This is a genomic window from Nitrosospira multiformis (assembly GCF_900111585.1).
In the GTDB taxonomy this organism is placed as follows: domain Bacteria; phylum Pseudomonadota; class Gammaproteobacteria; order Burkholderiales; family Nitrosomonadaceae; genus Nitrosospira; species Nitrosospira multiformis_B.
Window position 1 is genome coordinate 234,242 of record NZ_FOHI01000001.1, and the last position, 19,621, is coordinate 253,862.

The 19,621-nt window shown below is 52.9% G+C and carries 19 protein-coding genes and 1 pseudogene; 10 read left to right on the plus strand and 10 right to left on the minus strand.

Annotated elements, in window-relative coordinates; all coding sequences use genetic code 11:
* Positions 1 to 45: 45 nt before the first annotated feature.
* Positions 46 to 381 carry a DUF5335 family protein gene (locus BMW46_RS01010; RefSeq protein WP_074703816.1) on the minus strand — a complete coding sequence of 112 codons (336 nt, stop codon included), beginning with the start codon at positions 379 to 381 and terminating at the stop codon, positions 46 to 48.
* 323 nt (positions 382 to 704) lie between these two features.
* On the opposite strand from BMW46_RS01010, the gene BMW46_RS01015 reads away from it, so the two are divergent.
* Together BMW46_RS01015 and smbP are read left to right on the plus strand one after the other, a co-directional pair.
* Positions 705 to 1,694, plus strand: a complete 990-nt coding sequence (locus BMW46_RS01015; protein ID WP_256376906.1) for an isoaspartyl peptidase/L-asparaginase family protein — start codon at positions 705 to 707, stop codon at positions 1,692 to 1,694.
* Positions 1,695 to 1,881: 187 nt separating this feature from the next.
* Positions 1,882 to 2,223, plus strand: coding sequence for a small metal-binding protein SmbP (smbP, locus tag BMW46_RS01020; protein ID WP_074703818.1), 342 nt, complete (start codon positions 1,882 to 1,884; stop codon positions 2,221 to 2,223).
* Positions 2,224 to 2,397: 174 nt separating this feature from the next.
* Here smbP and BMW46_RS01025 read toward each other — a convergent pair whose 3' ends face one another.
* Positions 2,398 to 2,796, minus strand: coding sequence for a hypothetical protein (locus BMW46_RS01025; RefSeq protein ID WP_074703819.1), 399 nt, complete (start codon positions 2,794 to 2,796; stop codon positions 2,398 to 2,400).
* The gene (locus BMW46_RS01030; protein WP_074703820.1) at positions 2,793 to 4,925 is read right to left on the minus strand and encodes an Agd3-related carbohydrate deacetylase; all 2,133 of its coding nucleotides are present in this window, start codon (positions 4,923 to 4,925) and stop codon (positions 2,793 to 2,795) included. Before BMW46_RS01030 ends, BMW46_RS01025 begins: the two co-directional genes overlap by 4 nt.
* Before the next feature lie 397 nt (positions 4,926 to 5,322).
* Between BMW46_RS01030 and BMW46_RS01035 the strand changes: the two genes are divergently transcribed.
* Positions 5,323 to 5,826 (plus strand): VOC family protein, encoded by a 504-nt coding sequence (locus tag BMW46_RS01035; protein ID WP_074704491.1) that lies wholly within the window; start codon positions 5,323 to 5,325, stop codon positions 5,824 to 5,826.
* Here BMW46_RS01035 and BMW46_RS15885 read toward each other — a convergent pair.
* From BMW46_RS15885 to BMW46_RS01050, 3 genes and pseudogenes are all read right to left on the minus strand, one after another.
* Positions 5,810 to 6,141 (minus strand): annotated as a pseudogene (locus tag BMW46_RS15885) (YpsA SLOG family protein). The gene BMW46_RS01035 and the pseudogene BMW46_RS15885 sit on opposite strands and share 17 nt — an antisense overlap.
* Positions 6,142 to 6,146: 5 nt before the next feature.
* The gene (locus BMW46_RS01045) at positions 6,147 to 6,368 is read right to left on the minus strand and encodes a hypothetical protein (protein WP_074703822.1); all 222 of its coding nucleotides are present in this window, start codon (positions 6,366 to 6,368) and stop codon (positions 6,147 to 6,149) included.
* Entirely contained in the window at positions 6,365 to 6,634 is a 270-nt protein-coding gene (locus BMW46_RS01050; protein ID WP_074703823.1) for a helix-turn-helix domain-containing protein, read from the minus strand. Before BMW46_RS01050 ends, BMW46_RS01045 begins: the two co-directional genes overlap by 4 nt.
* A gap of 407 nt (positions 6,635 to 7,041) precedes the next feature.
* On the opposite strand from BMW46_RS01050, the gene BMW46_RS15020 reads away from it, so the two are divergent.
* Entirely contained in the window at positions 7,042 to 7,437 is a 396-nt protein-coding gene (locus tag BMW46_RS15020; RefSeq protein WP_143049059.1) for a hypothetical protein, read from the plus strand.
* Positions 7,438 to 7,671: 234 nt separating this feature from the next.
* Here the strand turns inward: BMW46_RS15020 and BMW46_RS01060 are convergent, their stop codons facing one another.
* A complete protein-coding gene (locus tag BMW46_RS01060) occupies positions 7,672 to 7,911 on the minus strand; it encodes a DUF504 domain-containing protein (protein ID WP_074703824.1) in 240 nt (79 codons plus the stop codon).
* Positions 7,912 to 8,055: 144 nt separating this feature from the next.
* On the opposite strand from BMW46_RS01060, the gene rtcA reads away from it, so the two are divergent.
* The 6 genes from rtcA (at position 8,056) to BMW46_RS01090 (ending at position 14,503) form a co-directional block, all read left to right on the plus strand.
* The gene (gene rtcA, locus BMW46_RS01065) at positions 8,056 to 9,117 is read left to right on the plus strand and encodes an RNA 3'-terminal phosphate cyclase (RefSeq protein ID WP_074703825.1); all 1,062 of its coding nucleotides are present in this window, start codon (positions 8,056 to 8,058) and stop codon (positions 9,115 to 9,117) included.
* Between the two features lie 146 nt (positions 9,118 to 9,263).
* Positions 9,264 to 9,698 (plus strand): tyrosinase family oxidase copper chaperone, encoded by a 435-nt coding sequence (locus tag BMW46_RS01070; protein ID WP_143049060.1) that lies wholly within the window; start codon positions 9,264 to 9,266, stop codon positions 9,696 to 9,698.
* Between the two features lie 2 nt (positions 9,699 to 9,700).
* Positions 9,701 to 11,188, plus strand: a complete 1,488-nt coding sequence (locus BMW46_RS01075) for a tyrosinase family protein (protein ID WP_074703827.1) — start codon at positions 9,701 to 9,703, stop codon at positions 11,186 to 11,188.
* Between the two features lie 47 nt (positions 11,189 to 11,235).
* Positions 11,236 to 11,535, plus strand: a complete 300-nt coding sequence (locus BMW46_RS01080; protein WP_074703828.1) for a hypothetical protein — start codon at positions 11,236 to 11,238, stop codon at positions 11,533 to 11,535.
* Positions 11,536 to 11,715: 180 nt separating this feature from the next.
* Positions 11,716 to 13,341 (plus strand): hypothetical protein, encoded by a 1,626-nt coding sequence (locus tag BMW46_RS01085; protein WP_256376907.1) that lies wholly within the window; start codon positions 11,716 to 11,718, stop codon positions 13,339 to 13,341.
* Positions 13,342 to 13,546: 205 nt separating this feature from the next.
* Positions 13,547 to 14,503 carry a YihY/virulence factor BrkB family protein gene (locus BMW46_RS01090; RefSeq protein WP_074703829.1) on the plus strand — a complete coding sequence of 319 codons (957 nt, stop codon included), beginning with the start codon at positions 13,547 to 13,549 and terminating at the stop codon, positions 14,501 to 14,503.
* On the opposite strand, the gene BMW46_RS01095 is transcribed toward BMW46_RS01090, so the two are convergent.
* The 3 genes from BMW46_RS01095 to BMW46_RS01105 are packed head-to-tail and all read right to left on the minus strand — an operon-like array spanning position 14,482 to position 19,114.
* Entirely contained in the window at positions 14,482 to 15,645 is a 1,164-nt protein-coding gene (locus BMW46_RS01095) for a glycosyltransferase family 4 protein (protein WP_074703830.1), read from the minus strand. The two genes, BMW46_RS01090 and BMW46_RS01095, sit on opposite strands and share 22 nt — an antisense overlap.
* Position 15,646: 1 nt before the next feature.
* Positions 15,647 to 16,450 (minus strand): amidohydrolase family protein, encoded by an 804-nt coding sequence (locus BMW46_RS01100; protein ID WP_074703831.1) that lies wholly within the window; start codon positions 16,448 to 16,450, stop codon positions 15,647 to 15,649.
* 6 nt (positions 16,451 to 16,456) lie between these two features.
* Positions 16,457 to 19,114: an NAD(P)-binding protein gene (locus tag BMW46_RS01105; RefSeq protein ID WP_074703832.1), complete on the minus strand. Its 2,658-nt coding sequence runs from the start codon at positions 19,112 to 19,114 to the stop codon at positions 16,457 to 16,459.
* Between the last annotated feature and the right edge of the window lie 507 nt (positions 19,115 to 19,621).

A 19,621-nucleotide genomic window follows, 5' to 3' on the forward strand; every position in this document is an offset into this window, starting at 1 on the left:
CCTGGATTGGCTCTCAGCGACGATATTTTCAAAAACCCTTGCTTCTCAAACTGTCGGCAACTTGAGTGGGTCCTTCAGGAGCAAGATGTGGTGTTCTTCCGCAGTATCCACCACCTCGATGCTGTAGAGGCCTTCGGCATCCTGTTCGACGTAAATCTGCTTCGGATGTCGGATATTGTGTTCAATCCCCTCGACTATCACTGCCAGAACGTCTCCCTTGGGGTCGTAGCTCAGTCCAATCAGTGGCAACCAGTCCACCTCAACCTGGTCCCCGAGTTCAAGTCCTGTGACCTCTATTTCCACCAGCTTCGCACCCAGCACCTTGGAAACGCCGTCGAAGTAATTCTGCCACTCGGATTTTGGAAGTTGTGTCAATGCCATGTCTTAGCTCCTTCGATGCCATAAAATCGAGCAGACTATCGTCCAGGTGTACCGTCTTCATGATTGACTTCAGCACCGGCATGCATGAACTGGAGGTTGACGTTAATTCATCCAATCATGATTATTCAACATAGCAGCAGTTTCTGGTTCAATCCAGTGATGTGTCACCGGTATTTTTAGAGAATTGAAGATTTACTGCCGTGTGAGCCTCGTATCACCGTTAACGGAAAAAGTACCGCTTGGGTTCTCAATGATTCCCCAACGAATTACGATGTTCGCCTTCTGTCTTTCTTACTCTTGGATCTGTTTAGATGACGATACACATGCGCGGAAATACTGGGAATGAGTCGCCGATCCGGCTCGTGATTCACGGAGGTGCCGGGGCCGTGAAACCCGGCCAGCGGCGAGAACGCGAGCAGGCTTACAGGGAGGCGCTCGCACAATCGCTGATCGCTGGCCATGCGGTGCTTGCAGCAGGCGGCAGCAGCATCGATGCGGTGATTGCGGCCATTGCGGTGATGGAGGATTGCCCCTTGTTCAATGCCGGCAAGGGCTCCGTGCTGACCCACGATGGTCGTAACGAACTGGAAGCTTCAATCATGGAAGGGGTCACCCGCGCGGCAGGCGCCGTTGCGGGAGTGACGACGATTCGCAATCCGATTCGCGCCGCACATGCGGTAATGACGAAAAGCCCCCACGTGATGCTCATCGGTCAAGGTGCGGAAATTTTCGCTGCAAAGCAGGGTCTGGAAATCGTGGATTCGTCCTATTTCTATACCCAGCACCGGTGGAATCAACTGCAAAAAGCTATCGCTAAAGAAAGTATTCTGCTCGACCATGATGCGGGTCTGGATACATTGCCGGGTGAGGATGAAAAACGCGGAACCGTCGGTGCAGTAGCGGTGGACTCCCATGGCAATCTGGCGGCCGGCACGTCGACCGGTGGGCTCACGAACAAGCACTCCGGCCGAGTGGGAGACTCGTCCATTATTGGTGCGGGAACCTACGCGGACAATCGCTCGGTTGCAGTATCCACGACTGGCACAGGCGAAATGTTCATTCGTACCGCTGCCGCTTTCAACACCGCAGCGCAGGTGCGATTTCTGCATGCCCCCATTACCGAGGCAGCCGATAACACGCTGGAGGAAATCGCCGCGATTGGTGGGGATGGCGGCCTGATCGTCCTGGATGCGGACGGCAATTATGCGATGCGTTTCAATACTGGCGCCATGTTTCGCGGCACAATCGGGGGGGATGGCATAGCACGGACAGGTATTTTTTCTGGGCCTGAAACACCGGCTATGTCAAGTTGACAAGCTGCCGCCTTCTACGAGCCAAATATCGCTGCCGCGTATGAGGATGAACCGGTTACGGCAAAGAGGAGAAAGATAGCCTATACTTTGAGAGACAGACTTCGGCTGTTGCAGGCTAAAAGTGCTGGCAGGTGCCAGCAAAGCGTGCTGTCAATAAAAACTATCCAATGGACTTGTGGAGGCTCTCATGAGATACATACCAGCAGGTTTTGCCATCGGTGTTTTGGGCGTTCTTCTGGCGCCCCCGGCGATTGCCGATCATCACGCTGCCCAGGCGATCGAACATGCCGCGATGGCAAAGGCACATGGCGAGGACGGTCACGCAAAAGTGCTGCTCAAGCACGCGGAAGAGAGTCTGACCCATGCTCAGGCATCGGAGAAACAGCACGCCGAACAACATAAGCATATGACGGACTCCATCAAGGAACTGAAGCAGGCAATCGAGCATGCCAAAGCAGGACACGCCGATGTTGCTACCAAGCATGTTGACGAAGCCCTGATGCACATGCGTAAGTCAACAAGCGACTAGACCCGGGGTCAGGCTTGATTGATTCTATCCCTGGCAGAAGGATCTCAATCTGGAGGGATCGGATTCAATCGAGCCTGACATGATGCAGGACCGTGGTCTTTCGAATACCACGGGGACACCGAATGAGTAGGAGCGGTTTTGTACACGCCGATATTCTCCTGTCCCCACTACCGCTCAGAACTCCCCGGACTGTTTCTCAAAATAAGCAGCAGCATCGAGAACCGGCTTCGGGTCGCAGCCTTGCTCCACGATCATCTTTGCAGTCTCCCTGTAGCCCTTTGCCAGTGATTTCGCCTGTTCCGGAAATAACGCCTCGCGCTCCCTCAGTTTGAGATCGTTCACTTGCTGCGTCTTTTTTCGATTCTCATCTTCCGCCTGCTCTGTTGTTTTGGCTGTCTCGTCAGTCTTTTCCGCAGCCGCATTTGCCAAATCGGCGGCGCCACCCGCACCTGGAAAGGAAAACACAAGCAACAGGGAGAGGAGAATACCGCTCAAGCGAATGCCGTTTATTCCCGGAATTCCTTCTGGTTCCTCCTGATTGCCTAAAAAAACCTGGCGGTCGCCAACGTTCATCGAGTCAACCCTCTATCGACCTCGTACATGGTGGCCTTCGTATCCACGCTGATGTTTCCGATAAGCTGGCCGCCATAAATCTCCCCTCCGGAAAGACCAGTGACACGAAGGTGAGGCACCGCTTTGTTTGCCGATAGAGTAACCCGATTGGTTGTCCGATTCCATATTGCATCGATCTTTGCAGACCTGGCGTTGAGGCTTTCCGCAGTATGGTCGCCGATTTTATAGTAAGGAAGATTTTTGACCGGCAGGGTGAACAATCCCTCATATTCAGTGAAGACTGCATCGAGCCAGTCAAACTGGAGCGTGCTGCCGTTTTCATCATATCGAGCAAGATTCGACTGATGAAAAAAATGTGGCCAGCGGCTAAAGCTCAACATGTGCCGCACTGTGGTATCCGCTTCGAGTGCGAGGATTTCGCGGTAGCTCCGGGGAGAGCAAGCCCTTGCCTGTGCCTCGCATGGATTTTGTCCCGCATTGACAAACCGATAATAATATAAGTAGTTATACTCGTCCTCCAGCTGGGAAGGATTTGTCACGTTATAAAAAATGTCGGTTGGCCAGCGTGGCAGCATGAGTCGATCCGTTTTGCTGCCATCTTCATACTGGGTTATATACTGTTCAACGTTTTGAGCTTTTTGTGACGTATCGGCAGCAAGATATTCCACGCCTGCGGTGGCAGCCGCCTGAAGCAATAGCGGATTGGCGCCACCTGCATCAAAGGCTATGTCGTCAGCCTGAAGATTGAACATAGCCGGGTGTAAGGCTGGATCATCCGTGCATTTCTGATCTTTCAGGCCGGAATGGGCGCCGGTAATGAGCACGCGATTGTTCTCGTTTCTCTCGGGAAGATCCAGTAGCGCCCACACGTTCTGGTTGGCAGTGATTTCAGCCCTGATTGCCTCTGCATTCGTAAAAGTGCGGTAATCGCAGGGCGCATCAGCCGGAACCGGTGACTTATCCATGTCTGCATGCGTGAAGGTGTGGTTGATAAAGCGGAAATGCGTTTTATTGGCCACTATTGCTGCTACCAGATCATCTTTCCAGTTTGCAGCGAGCGGCATTGCCTGTGGATTCACCACCGCTCCCGCACCATTGAATGCGAAATCCAGCTTGAAATTCCCCGCCGTCGGATGTGCGGCCCGGAGGGCAGCCTGTTTGCTCACCGCATTGGTTATATCAGCGCCGGTCAGGCGATAAGTGCCATTCTCCTTATCGAGAGCAGAGTTCCATTGAATGTTGGTACGAAACAGATCATCCACATGCGCAGCCAGATGGATGAAGCGCGCACCGATGAAAACTCCCTGGGTTGCCCAGTTGACGAACTCATAAGCCAGAACTTTCGAATGCAGGAGGAACGACCCGTTCGTAACCGTCGAAATCAGCACTTCGCGCACTGGCATCTTACGGGCAGGCTTCATGTACCGTACGATGGACAGCAGTGCTTCGCCCTGTCCGGTTCGTAATAGCGGTTCGACATAGGGTATCGAGCCGTCTTTCAGCCGGTTCATATCGTTTCGGGGATGGGTCGCAAAGGCAAGGGATGTAATTGGAAGCGGATTATTCCTGTTTACGTATTCAAAGACTTCCTTGCTGTACCTCCCCGGTATTGTCCAGCGCGCATCATAATTGTGTCCGCTTGAGGAGTAGACGAGACCATAATCCAGATAGGTGTCGTGAGGCGGCTTCGAATTCGCATACGTGGCCGGCCACCCTGACAATACCGCTTCCCGGATCCGGAAATTCTTCTCGTAATTGTGCAATATGTCCCATTCGGCCGGGGTGAAGCCTGGAATCAGGTCCGCGTCGGTGAGGATGACTCCATTGTAGTTGCCAACACACCCTGCCTCCTCGGCCTTGCAGGCCGTTCCCTGCGAAGAAGCAGCCAGGAACGCGGGCGTCAGATTCTGCACCCTGGTATTCAGCACGACATATGGAACGCCCATTTCATCGAGGACAGGCTTGATATAGGCCAATCCCAGGTCTTCCGTCACCTCTCCCGTGGAAACGACCAGTATTCTCAATTTGACGGCATTATCAGCGTGCACCGGGGCCACGGCAATTATGGTAAGCAGCATGGCTATTGCTGCAAGAAGAAGCTTGCGCTTCATGCCATGATTGCGCTTCATGAATGAAGTCTCCTTATCGCAAAACAAAAATGTAACGATTTGACAAATCCTCTTGTTGTTTAAGTTCTCTTTGCAGTCATCTTCATACATCATCACTGCGCTAATCAACCATAAGATAAGATCGCTTGATGCATGCGGACATCTTGAGGTGGACATTTATAAGCAAGTCCATTTATAAGCAAGTCTTGAGAACAGTGCAAAGCGTGCAGCTCAAAATATGGAACTATTAATTCAGAACCGGTTGAAACAGGAGACGGGGATAATCTTTTTTTAACGGGGTCCCTGGTTCCGGTTCTTGTTGTTCCGGTTGTTTTAAGAAGTTTGAAAAGCATTTCCCTTGCAGATGGAATCTGTTACGGTTCCGATCCTCAACCTGAATAACAGCCGGGAGGTAAGCATGCAAAGCATCCGAAGGATTACCCCGTGTTTGTGGTTTGATAATCAAGCCGAAGAGGCAGCAGAATTTTATGCGGGTATCTTCAAAAATTCCAGAATTGGCAAAATGAGCCGCTATGGTGAAGCCGGGCACGAGGTTCATGAACAAGCGGCGGGAACGGTAATGACTGTAGCATTTGAGCTCGATGGGCAGGGATTTGTCGCTCTCAATGGCGGCCCCACGTTCAAATTCAATGAGGCCATCTCGTTTCAGGTCAATTGCGAAACCCAGGAAGAAGTGGACTACTACTGGGAAAAGCTTTCCGAAGACGGAGACGAAAAGGCGCAGCAGTGCGGCTGGCTCAAGGACAAATATGGCGTTTCCTGGCAAATTGTCCCCACGGTTTTATCCGGGATGATCAGTGATCCCGATTCCGAAAAATCCGGGAGAGCGACGGACGCAATGCTTAAAACGAAGAAAATCGACATCGACAAACTCAAGCGCGCATTTAATGGGACCCTTTGAACTCCACTTGGCGAGAGAAGGAACGGACCGTCCATTGGGCATCGCCTATATTGACTGACTGATAGATTCCAGATATGGAAATATGAAAGAAAGGTAACCGGAAGACCAAGGTCAGCGCTATTACGTTCCGTTTCGTGCGCTGCTGATAGTTCTGTTCAGGCGTCTCCTGCAAGACGTAACAATCTGGAATTACCCCATCTTCGACGCGCCGCCCGGCTGGGCACCATCCCCGTGCGGGATATGATGAGCAGGGGCCCAGTCCAACGCCGTGCGATCTCCGCCTGTTTGTCCACCTGAAACAATTTTTTGAATCACGGACTTCAGCCTGTTCTGAGCTTGACCGAAAAATCCGCGATACCGATTTTGAAGAGCAATTTGGCTGCGGCATCGAGTGTCTTGAATCCGCGCGTTTCGCGTTTGGAGGTCTCAAGGGGCTGGCCGTCGATCACGACCATGTATCCGGCCGACATCACCGCGTAATGCACCTGTACACGCTTTATCGCATTAGCATTAAGCAGAAGCTTCACTTCGCGCTCTATCATGCTTTCTTTCCTTTTGCCAAAGCATCGGTAAGATCCGATGGAGCCTGTGTTTCAAACAGGTCCGGCTGATCGATCGTCACAAGCAAATCGCCCGGCTTCACCTGCAAAAATCTGCAAAGTTTTTCCAATACGACACGATCGAAACTGTTCACACGGTCGTAGTAGTAGCGATCCAACGTAGCGCGAGCGATACCCGTTCCACGGCACACATCCGCGACCTTGATGCGCTTGGCGCCGAGGATGACAGAAAGTCGACAACTGATCATTTAGTAGTATTATTTGCTCTGAATCGAGCAAATAATACCATTATAGAAGTAAGATGCGCTAACGACTCATTCAAACATCACAATGCTACAGCCACCCATCATGCTGGAGAGGAACCATGGTCAGAGCTACTACCTGAACTTGATAATCTGGGGTGGCGAGCAGTGCGTGGTTACCCTTCGCTACGCACAGATATTGCAATTTTAGCAGCGGGGATCCCAACAATGATCGCGCTCCGCTACGACCCCAACGGCCGACTGCAGGGTTGCAGCCCATCAGACATGCGCCACGATCTGCTGGCTGAATCAGACATGCGCCACGATCTGCTGGCTGAACCAGGAAGCGCGGTTTAGCCGTGGCAATAAAAAACAACTAACCAGAATCTACAACCCTTGGAGTGAGGTACATCGTGAAATTCGTCACCCTTGCCCTACTTGCCGTATTCATTTCCCCCCTAGCCCAGGCTGATCCACCAGCCCTCAGAGACAGGCAAACCGGAAAATATCTAGGTAATCTCAGCGCGAATCCCTACGATTCCAATTCGGTCAATAATCCCTTCGGGCGCTACGGAAGTCCATACAGTGCGGATTCCATCAACAATCCCTACGGGCAATACGGCAGTCGCTACAGCAACGACAGCCCCAACAACCCCTATGCGACCAATGGCCGGGAATATATGGGAGTGGTGGAGACGACCGCGGCTATTAGCGATGGAAAATGCTACTCTGCCTGGACAAGACAAGTTATCAATAGAACTGGATTTAATATGTTCTGGGAATCGTGGGAGATACTCCCATCCGGATAAGCCTACATGCCAACGCCATCACGCTACTAATTGCCGATGTGTTTTGGGTGATTGTGACTACGAGTTTTTTCCATACGCATCATGGCGACTTGGCGGAACGGTGTCCTTGACAGGATTTGTTCCGAGCCCGTTCGCACCTTCGACAAACTCAGGGCAAACGGAGACGAAAGGGGCTCAAGGCAAACGGGATGGTTCGATCAAGAACGATTATCCTCTTCATCATTGATCGTCCGTCTATGCCAGATCGCCGTTCCTGTACACTTCCCTGATCCGGTGAAGGGGGACTTCGCGAGTACGTCCTTCCTGATCGTTAAAATGGAAAAAGAAATGATCATTGGGTGTGAGTTGCATCTGCTGTAGCGGAACCTGGATAATTTCCCCGGTCTTGCGATCGTAGTATCCGATCACGAAATTACCTTTTCCGAATGACTCATCCCAGCGAATCTGGCTGAGCAGGTCTTGTATGAGAGTCATGAAGCTTCCTTTTCAGGCAGATGGCCAACTGCGTCAGCTTCCCGAAAGAATTGTGTTCATTCCGGTCATGCGACTCTTGATGCTACATTGAATTGTAGGTCGAAAAACCTATTGTTCCCGGCTCTATCAACCAAAGAGGTCAGAATGCGGGAAATCGATGGTTCCTATGGAGAAGGAGGCGGCCAGTTGCTCCGCACGTCGGTTGCGCTTGCGGCGATAACGGGACAATCGGTTCATGTGTACAACATTCGTGCAAAACGTTCCAACCCTGGTCTTGCGCCTCAACATCTGACCGCCGTAAAGGCGGTGGCAGCGCTTTGCAGGGCGCAGACGGAAGGGGTGGAAGTCAAATCGCAGGAAGTCATTTTTCGCCCTGGCCCGTTGCGCGGGGGGGAATATGATTTTCCGGTAGGCACGGCAGGCAGTGTTACCCTGGTGCTCCAGGCAGCGCTTCCGGTTGCTATGGCATGCGGAGAAAAGGTGCGGATGAACATTTCCGGTGGTACCGATGTTCGCGCTGCGCCACCCCTGGATTACTTCCGCTACGTATTGCTGCCGCTGGTTTATAGCATGGGTGCCAGGGCGAAGATCGAAGTGTTGCTGCGGGGGTATTATCCCCGCGGCGGAGGAAAGGTGGTGGTGGACGTAGAACCATGCCTGCCTCTGCGTCCGCTGGTCCTGAACACATCGGAAGGGCTGGAGGGTATAACCGGTTTTGTACACATTTCAAACCTGCCCAGGCACATCGTCCACCGTATGGCTAATGCAGCACTGGCGGAACTTTCGACTTTCCCCACGCCAGCCATTGGTCTGGAGGTATTCGGGAAGGATGAAGCAATAGGTGAGGGCGGAGCAGTGCTTCTGACCGCGCATAAGGAGCATAGCCGTCTGGGGGCGTCTGCCGTGGCAGAAAGAGGCGTGCCAGCCGAACGCCTCGGTGCTGAGGCGGGGCGGTGCTTGCGCGAGGAAATCCTGTCCGGCGCAACGCTGGATATTCATGCGGCAGACCAGGTATTGATCTACCTCGGTCTGGCGAGCGGCGTGTCCTGCTTTCTCACGAGAGAACTCTCCTCCCACGCCGCAACCACCATTTGGCTGCTGGAACAGTTTCTGCCGGTACGCTTCCAGGTCACACAGGAAGCGCATTTGATTTGCGTCCGCGCTAAGCCGGAATTTAATAACATGTCAAGCTTTTTGTGGCGATAAGAGGATTTACCGGGCGGAGCCCGCCCTGCTACTGTTATTCGAGCCGTGCCTGCTTGGTTCCCTTGCCCTAAGCCTCCAAGCTAGATGGGCTCGACTTCAACGCCGGCTCCGGTAGAAGTCTGAGGACAGAACTGAGGATCTGATGCATGCGACATTCTACATCTGGCTTGTTGATGTTCATGCTTTACGTGTTGGCCGGGTCGGCGCTTGGCTCTTCTGGCATTTTTGATGAAAACACCTATATTGAAAACACCAGCTCATCGAGCGGCCAGCTTTTAGCTTGGAACAATACAATGTGCGGGGGAAAAATGGCGGAGCAGCGTGAAACTTATAAAGGTCGGGAGATTGTTGTTCGAACAGGGGAAGACGCACCAGCAGAAGGCGCCGCGGGATTGGAGGCCGCGGGAGCGGGAAGGGCAGCAGGTGGAGAGGCAGTAGACGTGAGGATTGATGGAAAGAACGTTTTCGTTATAAGGAATTCATCCGGCTCGTATATCGCATCCGGCTTCGCTTTCGATCCGCAACCTTCGCCTATGGACTTGGCGCGGAAAATTATCGATTACCGTGAAGCGGGGAGATAAAAATGGGAACCCGAAAGAATCAATCCACGTTGACAGCCGCGGAGAAGGCAGCCTTTGTTGCGGCGGTAAAAGCACTCAAGGCAAATGGCGCCTATGATATATTCGTGGCCCAGCACCGTACCGCCTTTCTTGCCGGTGTGAACGATCCGGCACATGGCGGCCCTGCCTTTCTGCCTTGGCACAGGGAGTATCTCCGCCGGTTCGAGCGTGCCCTTCAGCAGATCGATCCCAGTGTTTCCATCCCGTATTGGGACTGGACAGTTGATCGCACGACGAACGCCTCCATCTGGAATGCGAATTTCATGGGTGGAAATGGAACGGGCCCTGGCGGACGTGTGATGACGGGTCCGTTCGCCTTTTCTACAGGAGAGTGGACGCTTACTGTTCTAGACCCCGGTGACACAGATAATTTTCTCACCCGTGCCTTCGGCGCCATGGGGGCGCTGCCCACCCAACAGGGGGTGAATACCGCCATCAATATCGTGCCCTATGATTCAGCGCCCTGGAATCGTAACAGCAGCATGAACACGAGTTTTCGAAACCATCTCGAGGGGATTATCCACAATCCCGGCCATATGTGGGTAGGCGGCTCGATGATGGCAATGTCATCCCCCAACGATCCGGTGTTCTGGCTGCATCATTGCAATATCGATCGGTTGTGGGCAGTATGGCAGCGGGAAAATCCTGGGCAGAATTATCGTCCACCGAGCGGCACGGCGGGCGTGGTGAACGGCCACGGACTGGATGACCCGATGCCGCCATGGAACAATGAAGCTTCGCCACCTACGCCCCGGGATGTTCTCGATCATCATGCGCTTGGCTACACCTACGATGACGAGGAAGAAGAACCTCCGCAGATCGTACCGCTGACCGTTGATGCGGCTCCGTTTGCCGCTTCCATAGGCCAGGCGGGAGAAGTGGACGCATACAGCTTCGTTGCCCCAAGCCAGGGGAATTATGTCATCGAAACCGAGGGTTCCACCGATGTGGTGGCAGCCCTGTATGGTCCGAATGATGCCAACGCACTCATTATCGAGGATGACGACAGCGGCGCCGGGCAGAATTCGCGCATTGCACGAGACCTGGGGCCGGAAACATATTATGTTCGCATAAGGCACTATAGCGGCTCATCCACTGGAAGCTACCGTATTTCAGTGCGAGGGTCAGGAGGGCCCCAGCCGGGTATTCAGACTATTGAGATAAATGGCCCGGCACTGCAGGGCACACTCTCCGCCAACGAGAGGGACCTGTACACCTTTACTGTCAGCACGTCCGGCTCATATACGATAGAAACCGCGGGTAGCACTGATTGCTTCCTCACGTTATTCGGTCCCGACAGTCAGACCACCGTCATTGCCCAGGATGACGACAGCGGTCCGGGAACCAATTCGCGGATCGTGCAAAACTTGGGGGCCGGTGTCTATTATGCTCAGGTCAGGCATTACAGCCCGACCGGTACAGGGGCGTATAGCGTTTCCGTCAGAACATGACAGGAAATGCGGCCGGGATTCTTTTGATTTCCTGACGGCGGCCTCGGGTGAAAAGTGTTCTGGCGCTCATCGTTTTTCTTCTTGCCGGCTGCAGCTCGATAATCGCACCCAAACCCCGCGGAAACGGTGACAGTCCAGGCGTTTATACCATCACAAATTTATATGATGGCAGCCAGGCATCAAAAGAGCGACTTGCGGGATGGATGGATACCGAGGCGCAGAAGGTATGCCATTCCCCCTATTCACTGATTTCGGAAGAGTCGGTTCCGACCATCAACCGCCTGGGCGAAGCGACGTTTTCACGCCTTGTCTGGAAAATCAGGTGCCGGGGACAGACGAGCGAATAAGGTTGAAATTGTTTTCAGGGGCTGTCTTCTCGTGCCTGATTTGAGGCAGTCCGATTTATTTCAGGATATTCAAAGCACCTGTCAGCAGCCTTCATCCGTTTTCTGAACCGTTTACAAAATTGCTTCCCGCCCAGTCAGGGGGCATTCCGCCTGCCCCTATGCTGTCTGATGTATGATGCCATGCTTCGCCTTACCCACACAGCGATGCCAGGCAAACTCCAGAAAACTCTCCCGATAAAAAACCTCCCGCTGATACATCAAATACTGCCCGTATTTGTGCTGACTGCTTTCGCTGTGCTTGCGCCCTTTCTGTGGCAGGGGCACAAGGGATTCAATCTGTGGGATGAAGGTTACCTATGGTACGGGGCTCAGCGGGTATTGCTGGGGGAGGTGCCTCTGCGCGATTTCATGTCCTACGATCCTGGCCGTTATTACTGGTCGGCAGCTCTGATGAGCTTGTGGGGCGACAATGGCATTATGGCTTTGCGTGGCGCGGTGGCGGTGTTCCAGACGATAGGCTTGTTCACCGGTCTGCTGCTGATTGCACAAAAAAGCCCCCTGCACTTCAAGTTTCCGGGTTTTCTCTACCTGTTGCTTTCGGCCCTCACTCTCATGGTGTGGATGTATCCGCGCCATAAGCTGTTCGATATTTCCCTGTCCATTCTTCTCGTTGGCGTCTTGAGTTTTCTGGTTCAACATCCGGCGAGACTACGCTACTTCGTATGCGGTCTGTGCATCGGTCTGGTGGCTGTTTTTGGCCGCAATCACGGTGTGTATGGAGCGGTGGGCAGCGCCGGAGTGATGGTTTGGTTAGCGATCAAACCTGGTGGGCCAAGGGATCAGCCGGGGTTCGTGGAGGGATTATTGCTCTGGGCAGCAGGAGTGGCGGCTGGCTTCACGCCGCTGCTTGCGATGGTGCTGCTTGTGCCTGGTTTCGCTGGCGCATTCTGGGAAAGCATCCGCTTTTTGTTTGAAGTGAAGGCGACCAATCTTCCTCTGCCCGTTCCGTGGCCATGGAAAGTATCCTTCGATTCGATATCGAGCGAGGAAGCAATTCGCGGCGTGTTGGTCGGCGTATTCTTCATCGGAATACTGATCTTCAGCCTGGTCGGAATTGCATGGATCCTTTTCCAAAAATTTCATAACAAAGCTGTTTCGCCCGTGCTGGTTGCGTCGGTGTTCCTCGGGTTGCCCTATACGCATTATGCATATTCCCGCGCCGATGTCGGGCATCTTGCCCAGAGCATCTTTCCGTTATTGATCGGCTGCCTCGTACTGCTGGTCGCGCAGCCTGCGAAAATCAAATGGCCTTTCGCAGTGGCGTTATGCACCATGAGTTTGTGGGCAATGCATGCTTTTCATCCGGGTTGGCAATGTCATGCCAGCGGCCAATGCAAGGCCATTGAAATTTCGGGTAACCAACTCATGGTTTCGCCGGAGGTGGAAAGCGATGTTCGTCTGCTTAGGAAACTGGCCAAGGAATATGCGCCAGATGGCGGAAGCTTCGTCGTGACTCCATTCTGGCCGGGCGCCTATCCACTGCTGAATACCAAGTCTCCGATGTGGGGGATATATGCTCTTTTTCCCCGAAATGAGGATTTTCAGCAAGAGGAAATCAAGCGCATTGCAGCGGCCAGCCCGGGCTTTGTTCTGATATACGATCTGCCCCTCGATGGACGGGAGGAATTACGCTTTCGTAATACCCATCCTCTTATTTACCGCTACATCATCGAACACTTTGACCGAGTGTTTGATTCACCCAATCCTGTCTACCGGATCTACACGAGCAGAAAGCCGCCAGAGTAGTGGGCAGTCGAGTCCAAGCCTGTCTCTCCCGATCTGTGCAATGGCGTACATACCAATTGAATCGTTTCACCTATTGTAATTCATGGTGTTATTTCGGCTCTATGGATGAATTCCCGCTTTCCGGCTCGCATTTCTGCCTTAACGCCTACCTGAACAGGAGCGCAGAGGACAGAAAGGGAAGGAAGGGGGAAGAGAGGAGGACAGCATGAATATCAAGGAGGTAGAGGCTCTCGTCAAAACTTCTTTTTCGTCCTGGCTGGACGATTATGCTCCCAGCATGGGTGCGGCACTGGCCTACTACACCATGTTTTCGATCGCTCCGCTTTTACTGATCGTCATTTCGACGGCAGGACTTGTCTTTGGCGAAGAAGCAGTGCGTGGGGAAATCTTCGGACAGTTGCGCGACTTGATGGGGGATCAGGGGGCGGCCGCGGTGGAAGGCTTGCTGGCAAGTGTCAGCGAGCCGGAAAAGGGCGCGGCAGGCGCCGTGGTCGGAACAGTTTTACTCCTGATTGGTGCAACCACTGTATTTGGCGAGCTGCAGAACGCATTCGACCGTATCTGGCGCGCACCCGGAAAAGACAAGAACGGCGGGATATGGGAACTCATCAGAACCAGATTGCTATCGTTTGGAATAATACTGGGAATAGGCTTTCTAATGATGGTATCCCTTGTTTTCAATGCCGCTGTGTCCGCATTGGGAAAGTGGTGGGGCGGATTTTTCTCGGGGCTTGAAATTCTGGTAACGAGCCTGAATTTCATATTCAGCTTTGTTTTTACCACCGCTGTTTTCGCGATGCTTTATAAATTTATGCCCAAAGTGAAAATTCAGTGGAGGGACGTGTGGGCCGGAGCAGTTGTTACCGCGCTGCTTTTTACCATTGGTAAAACTCTGATCGGTCTTTACATTGGAAAAAGCGCGATCAGCTCCGGATTCGGTGCAGCAGGATCGCTGGTTGTCGTGTTGGTATGGGTTTACTACTCAGCCCAGATTTTTTTACTCGGCGCTGAGTTTACCTGGGTATATTCTCATGCTCGTGGATCGCGAAAAAACCAGGAGATTCCACCCAAAACCCCCTCTGCTATCCCGTCAGCGGCAGGCAAGGTTGGAGCAATGGAAGACTCTCTCCCGAAGAACCCTCAGGAACGCGCTTTTCGATAGCCTTTTGCCGTATCCGCATCGCTTCCTTTGATACCACTCTGGGGAAGCGACCGCAATAATTGCGCGGTTTGGGCGACGATGTCGTTCAGATCGAACTTCTCTTCGACTCGTTTTCGGGCTGCTTCCCCCATCCTGATACGGATCGAATTGCTCGTCATCAGGGTGACGACATCATTGGCCAGGCCTTCCGTATCTCCGGGTTTTTTCAGCAGACCGGTACCGCCTACCTCGACAATATCGACCACGCCCCCGACATTCGTAGCCACCACCGGAAGGCCTGATGCCATCGCTTCCACAATCACTAGGGGCATTGCTTCAGAATACGAAGTTGACACAACGAGATCAAGGCAGGGGTAGATTTTTGTCATGTCCCGCTGGAGACCTGCCATATGAATGTGATCTGTCAGATCGTGCTCGTCGATTTCGTTCTGGAGCTCTCGCCGCATCGGCCCTTCGCCCACCAGTACGAAATGGCAGTTCTTGAGCCTCTTATGGGCTAGCTGCGCCATGCGAACGAACATTTCCGGTCCTTTCTCGGGCGAGAGGCGACCGATGAAGCCTACGAGGGGTGCTTCCGGAGGGATCTTGATCAAGGAATGAAGGTAATTGGACTTAGGAGCCGGATAGAAGATCTTTGTATCAATTCCGTTAGGAATGAAGCGCAGTTTGGTGCTCGTTACGCCCAGGGTCAACGCTTGGAAGTAGGCGGTTTTTGCAACCACGCTGATATGGGTATTCATGAGCTTGTGCACTTCAAAATCACGCATGCTCAGGTAGCGTCCGTGGATAGTGGCTATTGCCGGAGTGTCGGTTAGCCTGCTCAGGATGCCTGCAAGCGAGTGCGCATTTGGAAGGTGTGCATGGATGACGTCGATCGCATCCGCCCGGATAAGGCTGGCGCCAAGCAGGATAGACTGCCAGTCAGGCTCATCGGTGATAGGGGTGATGTGAACACTGCAACCGATATCGCGTAATTGGGATGTCAGTTTACCTTCCGCCACACAGAGGCAGGTGACACGAAAAGTATCCTGCGGGAGCCGTTCGAGTAACCTCAAGACGTAAGTTTCCATTCCACCGACGATGGAAGCCCCTATGATCTCAAGAAGATTGATAGGTCGTTCGGCGGTTGAAATGATTTTCACGTCAGCTTATCCCCAACCAGGCTGCGGCTGTCCCTCCCATGATCCGGTCGCGGCTGGATTTATCCACTTCGAGACGTTCCAGCAGCGTCAACACATCGTCAATTCGGCTTTTTATCAAATCTGCGCTACAAGGTAAAAATACATCGCTGCCGAATTGCAATAAATCGGGTGTGAGGACGTCGATTGCTTTTCTCAGAACTTCAAGGCGGTAAACAGGGGGCGCACCAAAGGAAATGTCGAAGCGAAACTGGCTATCATCGGGCGGCACTCCGTTGATAAGGTCTATGAGACCTACCGCATTCGCCTCATCGGACCATGGCCACCCGAGGTGGGCAAGGGTAACGCGCAGCTCAGGATAATCGCGTATCGCTTCGTAAAAGCTGGGGCGGCAGAAACGCCCCGATTTTCCATCGATGAAAATACCGCTGTGGAACAGGATTGGAATTTTCAGGCGGCCTGCTGTTTCATAAACGTTCCGTGCACAGTCGTCATAAGGGTACCATCCGGCTGGCACCATTTTGAGACCAGGAAGTCCCAGCTCATGCGCGCTGACAAGATCTTCGCACGCACCCTCTAACGAAGGGTTGATTACCCCAAACCCGATCAGCCGATCGGTGTGATGGCTTATCAGCCGGGAAAGATACTGGTTGGCCGACCTTAACGACGCACTGTCGTGCATGGAATACGCGCCGCTCAAAAACGGCGCAAGCACAACAGCCTTGTCCACCTGCGCCTGATCCAATGCCTGTAGAACGTCATCTACTTTTTCGTCTCCTGAGCAATGAATATGAGCATCTATTATCATGCTTGATCACACTGCGGTTTTGTCGGCAACACGTTCTTCGCTGTCAATGAGTTGACTGATAACTTCTGCTGCCTTTTTTCCTGCAAGGAAAGCATGATCGGAGTTGTAATATTCCCACTCGCTGTAGCGCCCGGCCAGGATAATATCGCGCTCTGAAAGCCATTGTCGGATGGTTTCAACGCTCTGCTTTCTCGCATGGTCATATACTACATAGGCGTACGGCATATCGACCAGATTGGCTGTAATCAATTTATCGTCCCGCGTAAACAAACCTACCTTGATGCAGTCTTCCACGCATCGGTCGATTAACTCCTGGCCATCGAGTGGGAGAGGCTTGATCGGCGAGTAGGATATTTCGCAGGTGAGCCCAAATCCGCCGGGGGGGTTGCAGGCAGGGCTTGCATTTCCCTGGAGAAAAACCCGATGGAAGAGGGTGTCTTCCGGATAATAGATCCAGTGCTTGTCTGAAATATTTTCCCTACCGATACCCAGGTTGACGCAGCGTACCGAAACGTGGCGCAACGCAGCTGCCGCCTTTTTGATTGGCGGAGGCGCTTCATCGCCGATGCTGCGGATCAGCTCGGGTAGCGGTATCGTGCTGAGCAGGTACTGGTACCGGTAGCGCCTTCCATCAGCCAATGTAATCAAGTGTTGGTCCGGTGAAATGCGGGCGACATCTGCATTCAATTCAATGGCACCTTTGATGTGGGGAACAAAGCCAGACATCATTGCCTGAAATCCTCCCCGAAGAGGGTAACCAAAGCGCGCATTGGGGCCCATGGGTTTGGCGACAGGCTGTAGTGCCCCTTCTATGATTTCCTCCAGATCAGGCAGGGGTACGCGGCCCCCAAGCCAGGAAGTTTCCATTTCTGTCAGTGGAACTGTCCAGAGCTTTCTGTTGTAAGGTATCGCAAAATGTTTCGCGATGCCTGCCCCCCAAACCCGGTAGATGAAATCTTCGAAGTTTTCTGCTTTGCTTCTTTCAACCACGCCTTCGGCCCCTCGTACTTTGCCGGAGTCGGGCGCTATATTCCCGGTCCCATCCGCGCAGCAGTCGGATACAACGGCAGCGGCACCATCCGTACCCTGGCAGGTTCCTTCCATTAATTTTGCTTGAGGAGTCTTTAATGTGCCATAACGCGCTTCCATTGCACCGACGATGCATTCGCTGATGACATCGGCCGGTAGACCATAGAGGGCGCCCTGAAATGGATAGCGGGTATGAATGCCTTTGCTGTAAATCCAGGCTTCGCGATCCTGCCAATGAACGTTATTGCCGAGCAGAATCTTGTAGAGCTGATGAACATAGGGGTCGTTTGAAAACATGATGTGACCGGCGTGATCAAAGGTGAAACCCTTGTCTTCAATCGAGCGGCACCACCCGCCGACAATCGAATTCTTGTCCAGCAGCAGCGTCTCTTCGTCAAGATGATAAGCAGCACTCAATCCGGTAGGTCCCGCTCCGATAATGACAGCCTTTCTGTTTTCGGCAGGAGTAGGCTCGGGGTTCCGATGGATGAGGGATTCAGGTTCCATGAACCGGTGTGTACCCCTCGTTGATCCTTCGTTTTGCAGGGCGGCGACCTGCATGAGTTCATGCATTTTTTCCGCAGTTGTATTCCAGGAGGTTGCCGATACCATTTCCCGCATTCTCATAATCGTTTGCGTATTGTCTTCGGGTGTGGTCAGCAACGCGTTCTCGCAGGCCCGTATGAAAGCCTGCGGGGTATCTGCAATCGATACGACTTCTCCATAAAGTTCCACTACATCTGCAACCGGTGTGCTGACTATGGGCAATTCGACAGCCATATACTCCAGCGTCTTGGTCGGGCTGATGAAACGTGTGGATTCGTTCAATGCAAAAGGCAGCAAACATACGTTCCAGCCAGCCAGAAAATGCGGAAGGGCCTTATAGGGCTGTTGACCCAGGTAGTGGATGTTATGCCGCCGTGGCAATGCACTTCGGCTGATCTTCGCGACGGGCCCCACCAGGACGATCTGCCATTGCGGATGCGCTTCTGCCAGACGATCGATGAGTTCCAGATCGATTCGCTCATCTATCACGCCATAATAACCGAGCCGGGGGCCGGGTATATCCTCGTGAGCCGGATGGTGACTGCTTCGGTCCCTTGCTTGTTCAAAATGTACAATGTCTACACTACTCGGGAAGCAGTGGACGTTCGGGTGGCGGGCCCGCTTTGCTCGGTAGAGGCTTGGTCCGCCGGTAAAAACGAGGTCCGCAATTCTCAACAGTGCATTTTCCCGTTGAAGCATTTGCTTTGGCGGATTCTTGAAAGCAGCGAGTTCATCCATGCAATCATAAATAACCAGGGAGGGTTGCAGCTCCTGCAGCAGCGGCAGCGCCATGGGCGTATAAAACCAGGCGATGTGCTCTTCTTCCAGAACAACGAATTGCTGCATCAATTTGATCAGATGCGGCAGTTGCTCATCGTGAAAACCCGATGCAGCGACCGGCGTGTGAGGCTTGATTACAGTAATGTTCGGCGCGGGTTGGGAGTATTCGAGGAAGCTGTCGTGCTTATGCAGGGTCGGCTCTTCAATGAAAACAATTTTGTAGTTTTCAGCAAGCCGGGAGAGAAGATGTTGGGGCCGTTGATATACAAAGTCCCAGCGCAGATGGGAAAAAACAATGATCGTTGTCATTGGGGTTCCTTGAGTATTGGGTGGGACGAACGTAGTTCGACCGATGAAAAATCGAAGTGGCCGTCTTTTTCCGCTGATCGCCAACCCACACTTTCCCGGATGGGCCGGAACCTGAAATCCTCCAGCAGGAAGTAATCGTGATATGCCAGAACCATACGTCGGATCGCATGAATCATGGATAAAGGCAAGTCTGCACCATCAATCCGGACCTCCATAGCCTGGCCACCAAAAAGAACGAAATATCTTGTTAATTATTATGCGCGGCCATCCCTGATATCAGAGAGCTGAACTACAGGAAGCTGCGCAGTCTTGCGTCAAGCGTGATGCTTCTAGCATCGTTTGACTATTGGGTAGGGCGTATAGCCGTCGCTATCATCGGAGTTTTTATGGAAGACTACTGTGCGATAACGAACAGTTCGTGCATTACTCGTACAGCACTTCGGGTTTCATCGTCAGCCCATCCATTCGGCTCTTCGATCCTTCGGCAAGTTCAGGATCAGGCGAAGG

Excerpts from the sequence above, each read along its gene's own strand:
- BMW46_RS01085 (WP_256376907.1), top strand. The coding sequence starts at position 11,716 with ATGCTTCGCCTTACCCACACAGCGATGCCAGGCAAACTCCAGAAAACT.
- BMW46_RS01015 (WP_256376906.1), top strand. The coding sequence starts at position 705 with ATGCGCGGAAATACTGGGAATGAGTCGCCGATCCGGCTCGTGATTCAC.
- BMW46_RS01045 (WP_074703822.1), bottom strand. The coding sequence starts at position 6,368 with ATGATAGAGCGCGAAGTGAAGCTTCTGCTTAATGCTAATGCGATAAAG.
- BMW46_RS01025 (WP_074703819.1), bottom strand. The coding sequence starts at position 2,796 with ATGAACGTTGGCGACCGCCAGGTTTTTTTAGGCAATCAGGAGGAACCA.
- BMW46_RS01070 (WP_143049060.1), top strand. The coding sequence starts at position 9,264 with ATGCGACATTCTACATCTGGCTTGTTGATGTTCATGCTTTACGTGTTG.
- rtcA (WP_074703825.1), top strand. The coding sequence starts at position 8,056 with ATGCGGGAAATCGATGGTTCCTATGGAGAAGGAGGCGGCCAGTTGCTC.
- BMW46_RS01035 (WP_074704491.1), top strand. The coding sequence starts at position 5,323 with ATGCAAAGCATCCGAAGGATTACCCCGTGTTTGTGGTTTGATAATCAA.
- BMW46_RS01100 (WP_074703831.1), bottom strand. The coding sequence starts at position 16,450 with ATGATAATAGATGCTCATATTCATTGCTCAGGAGACGAAAAAGTAGAT.
- BMW46_RS01075 (WP_074703827.1), top strand. The coding sequence starts at position 9,701 with ATGGGAACCCGAAAGAATCAATCCACGTTGACAGCCGCGGAGAAGGCA.
- BMW46_RS01030 (WP_074703820.1), bottom strand. The coding sequence starts at position 4,925 with ATGAAGCGCAATCATGGCATGAAGCGCAAGCTTCTTCTTGCAGCAATA.
- BMW46_RS01090 (WP_074703829.1), top strand. The coding sequence starts at position 13,547 with ATGAATATCAAGGAGGTAGAGGCTCTCGTCAAAACTTCTTTTTCGTCC.
- BMW46_RS01060 (WP_074703824.1), bottom strand. The coding sequence starts at position 7,911 with ATGACTCTCATACAAGACCTGCTCAGCCAGATTCGCTGGGATGAGTCA.
- BMW46_RS01050 (WP_074703823.1), bottom strand. The coding sequence starts at position 6,634 with ATGATCAGTTGTCGACTTTCTGTCATCCTCGGCGCCAAGCGCATCAAG.
- smbP (WP_074703818.1), top strand. The coding sequence starts at position 1,882 with ATGAGATACATACCAGCAGGTTTTGCCATCGGTGTTTTGGGCGTTCTT.
- BMW46_RS01105 (WP_074703832.1), bottom strand. The coding sequence starts at position 19,114 with ATGACAACGATCATTGTTTTTTCCCATCTGCGCTGGGACTTTGTATAT.
- BMW46_RS01010 (WP_074703816.1), bottom strand. The coding sequence starts at position 381 with ATGGCATTGACACAACTTCCAAAATCCGAGTGGCAGAATTACTTCGAC.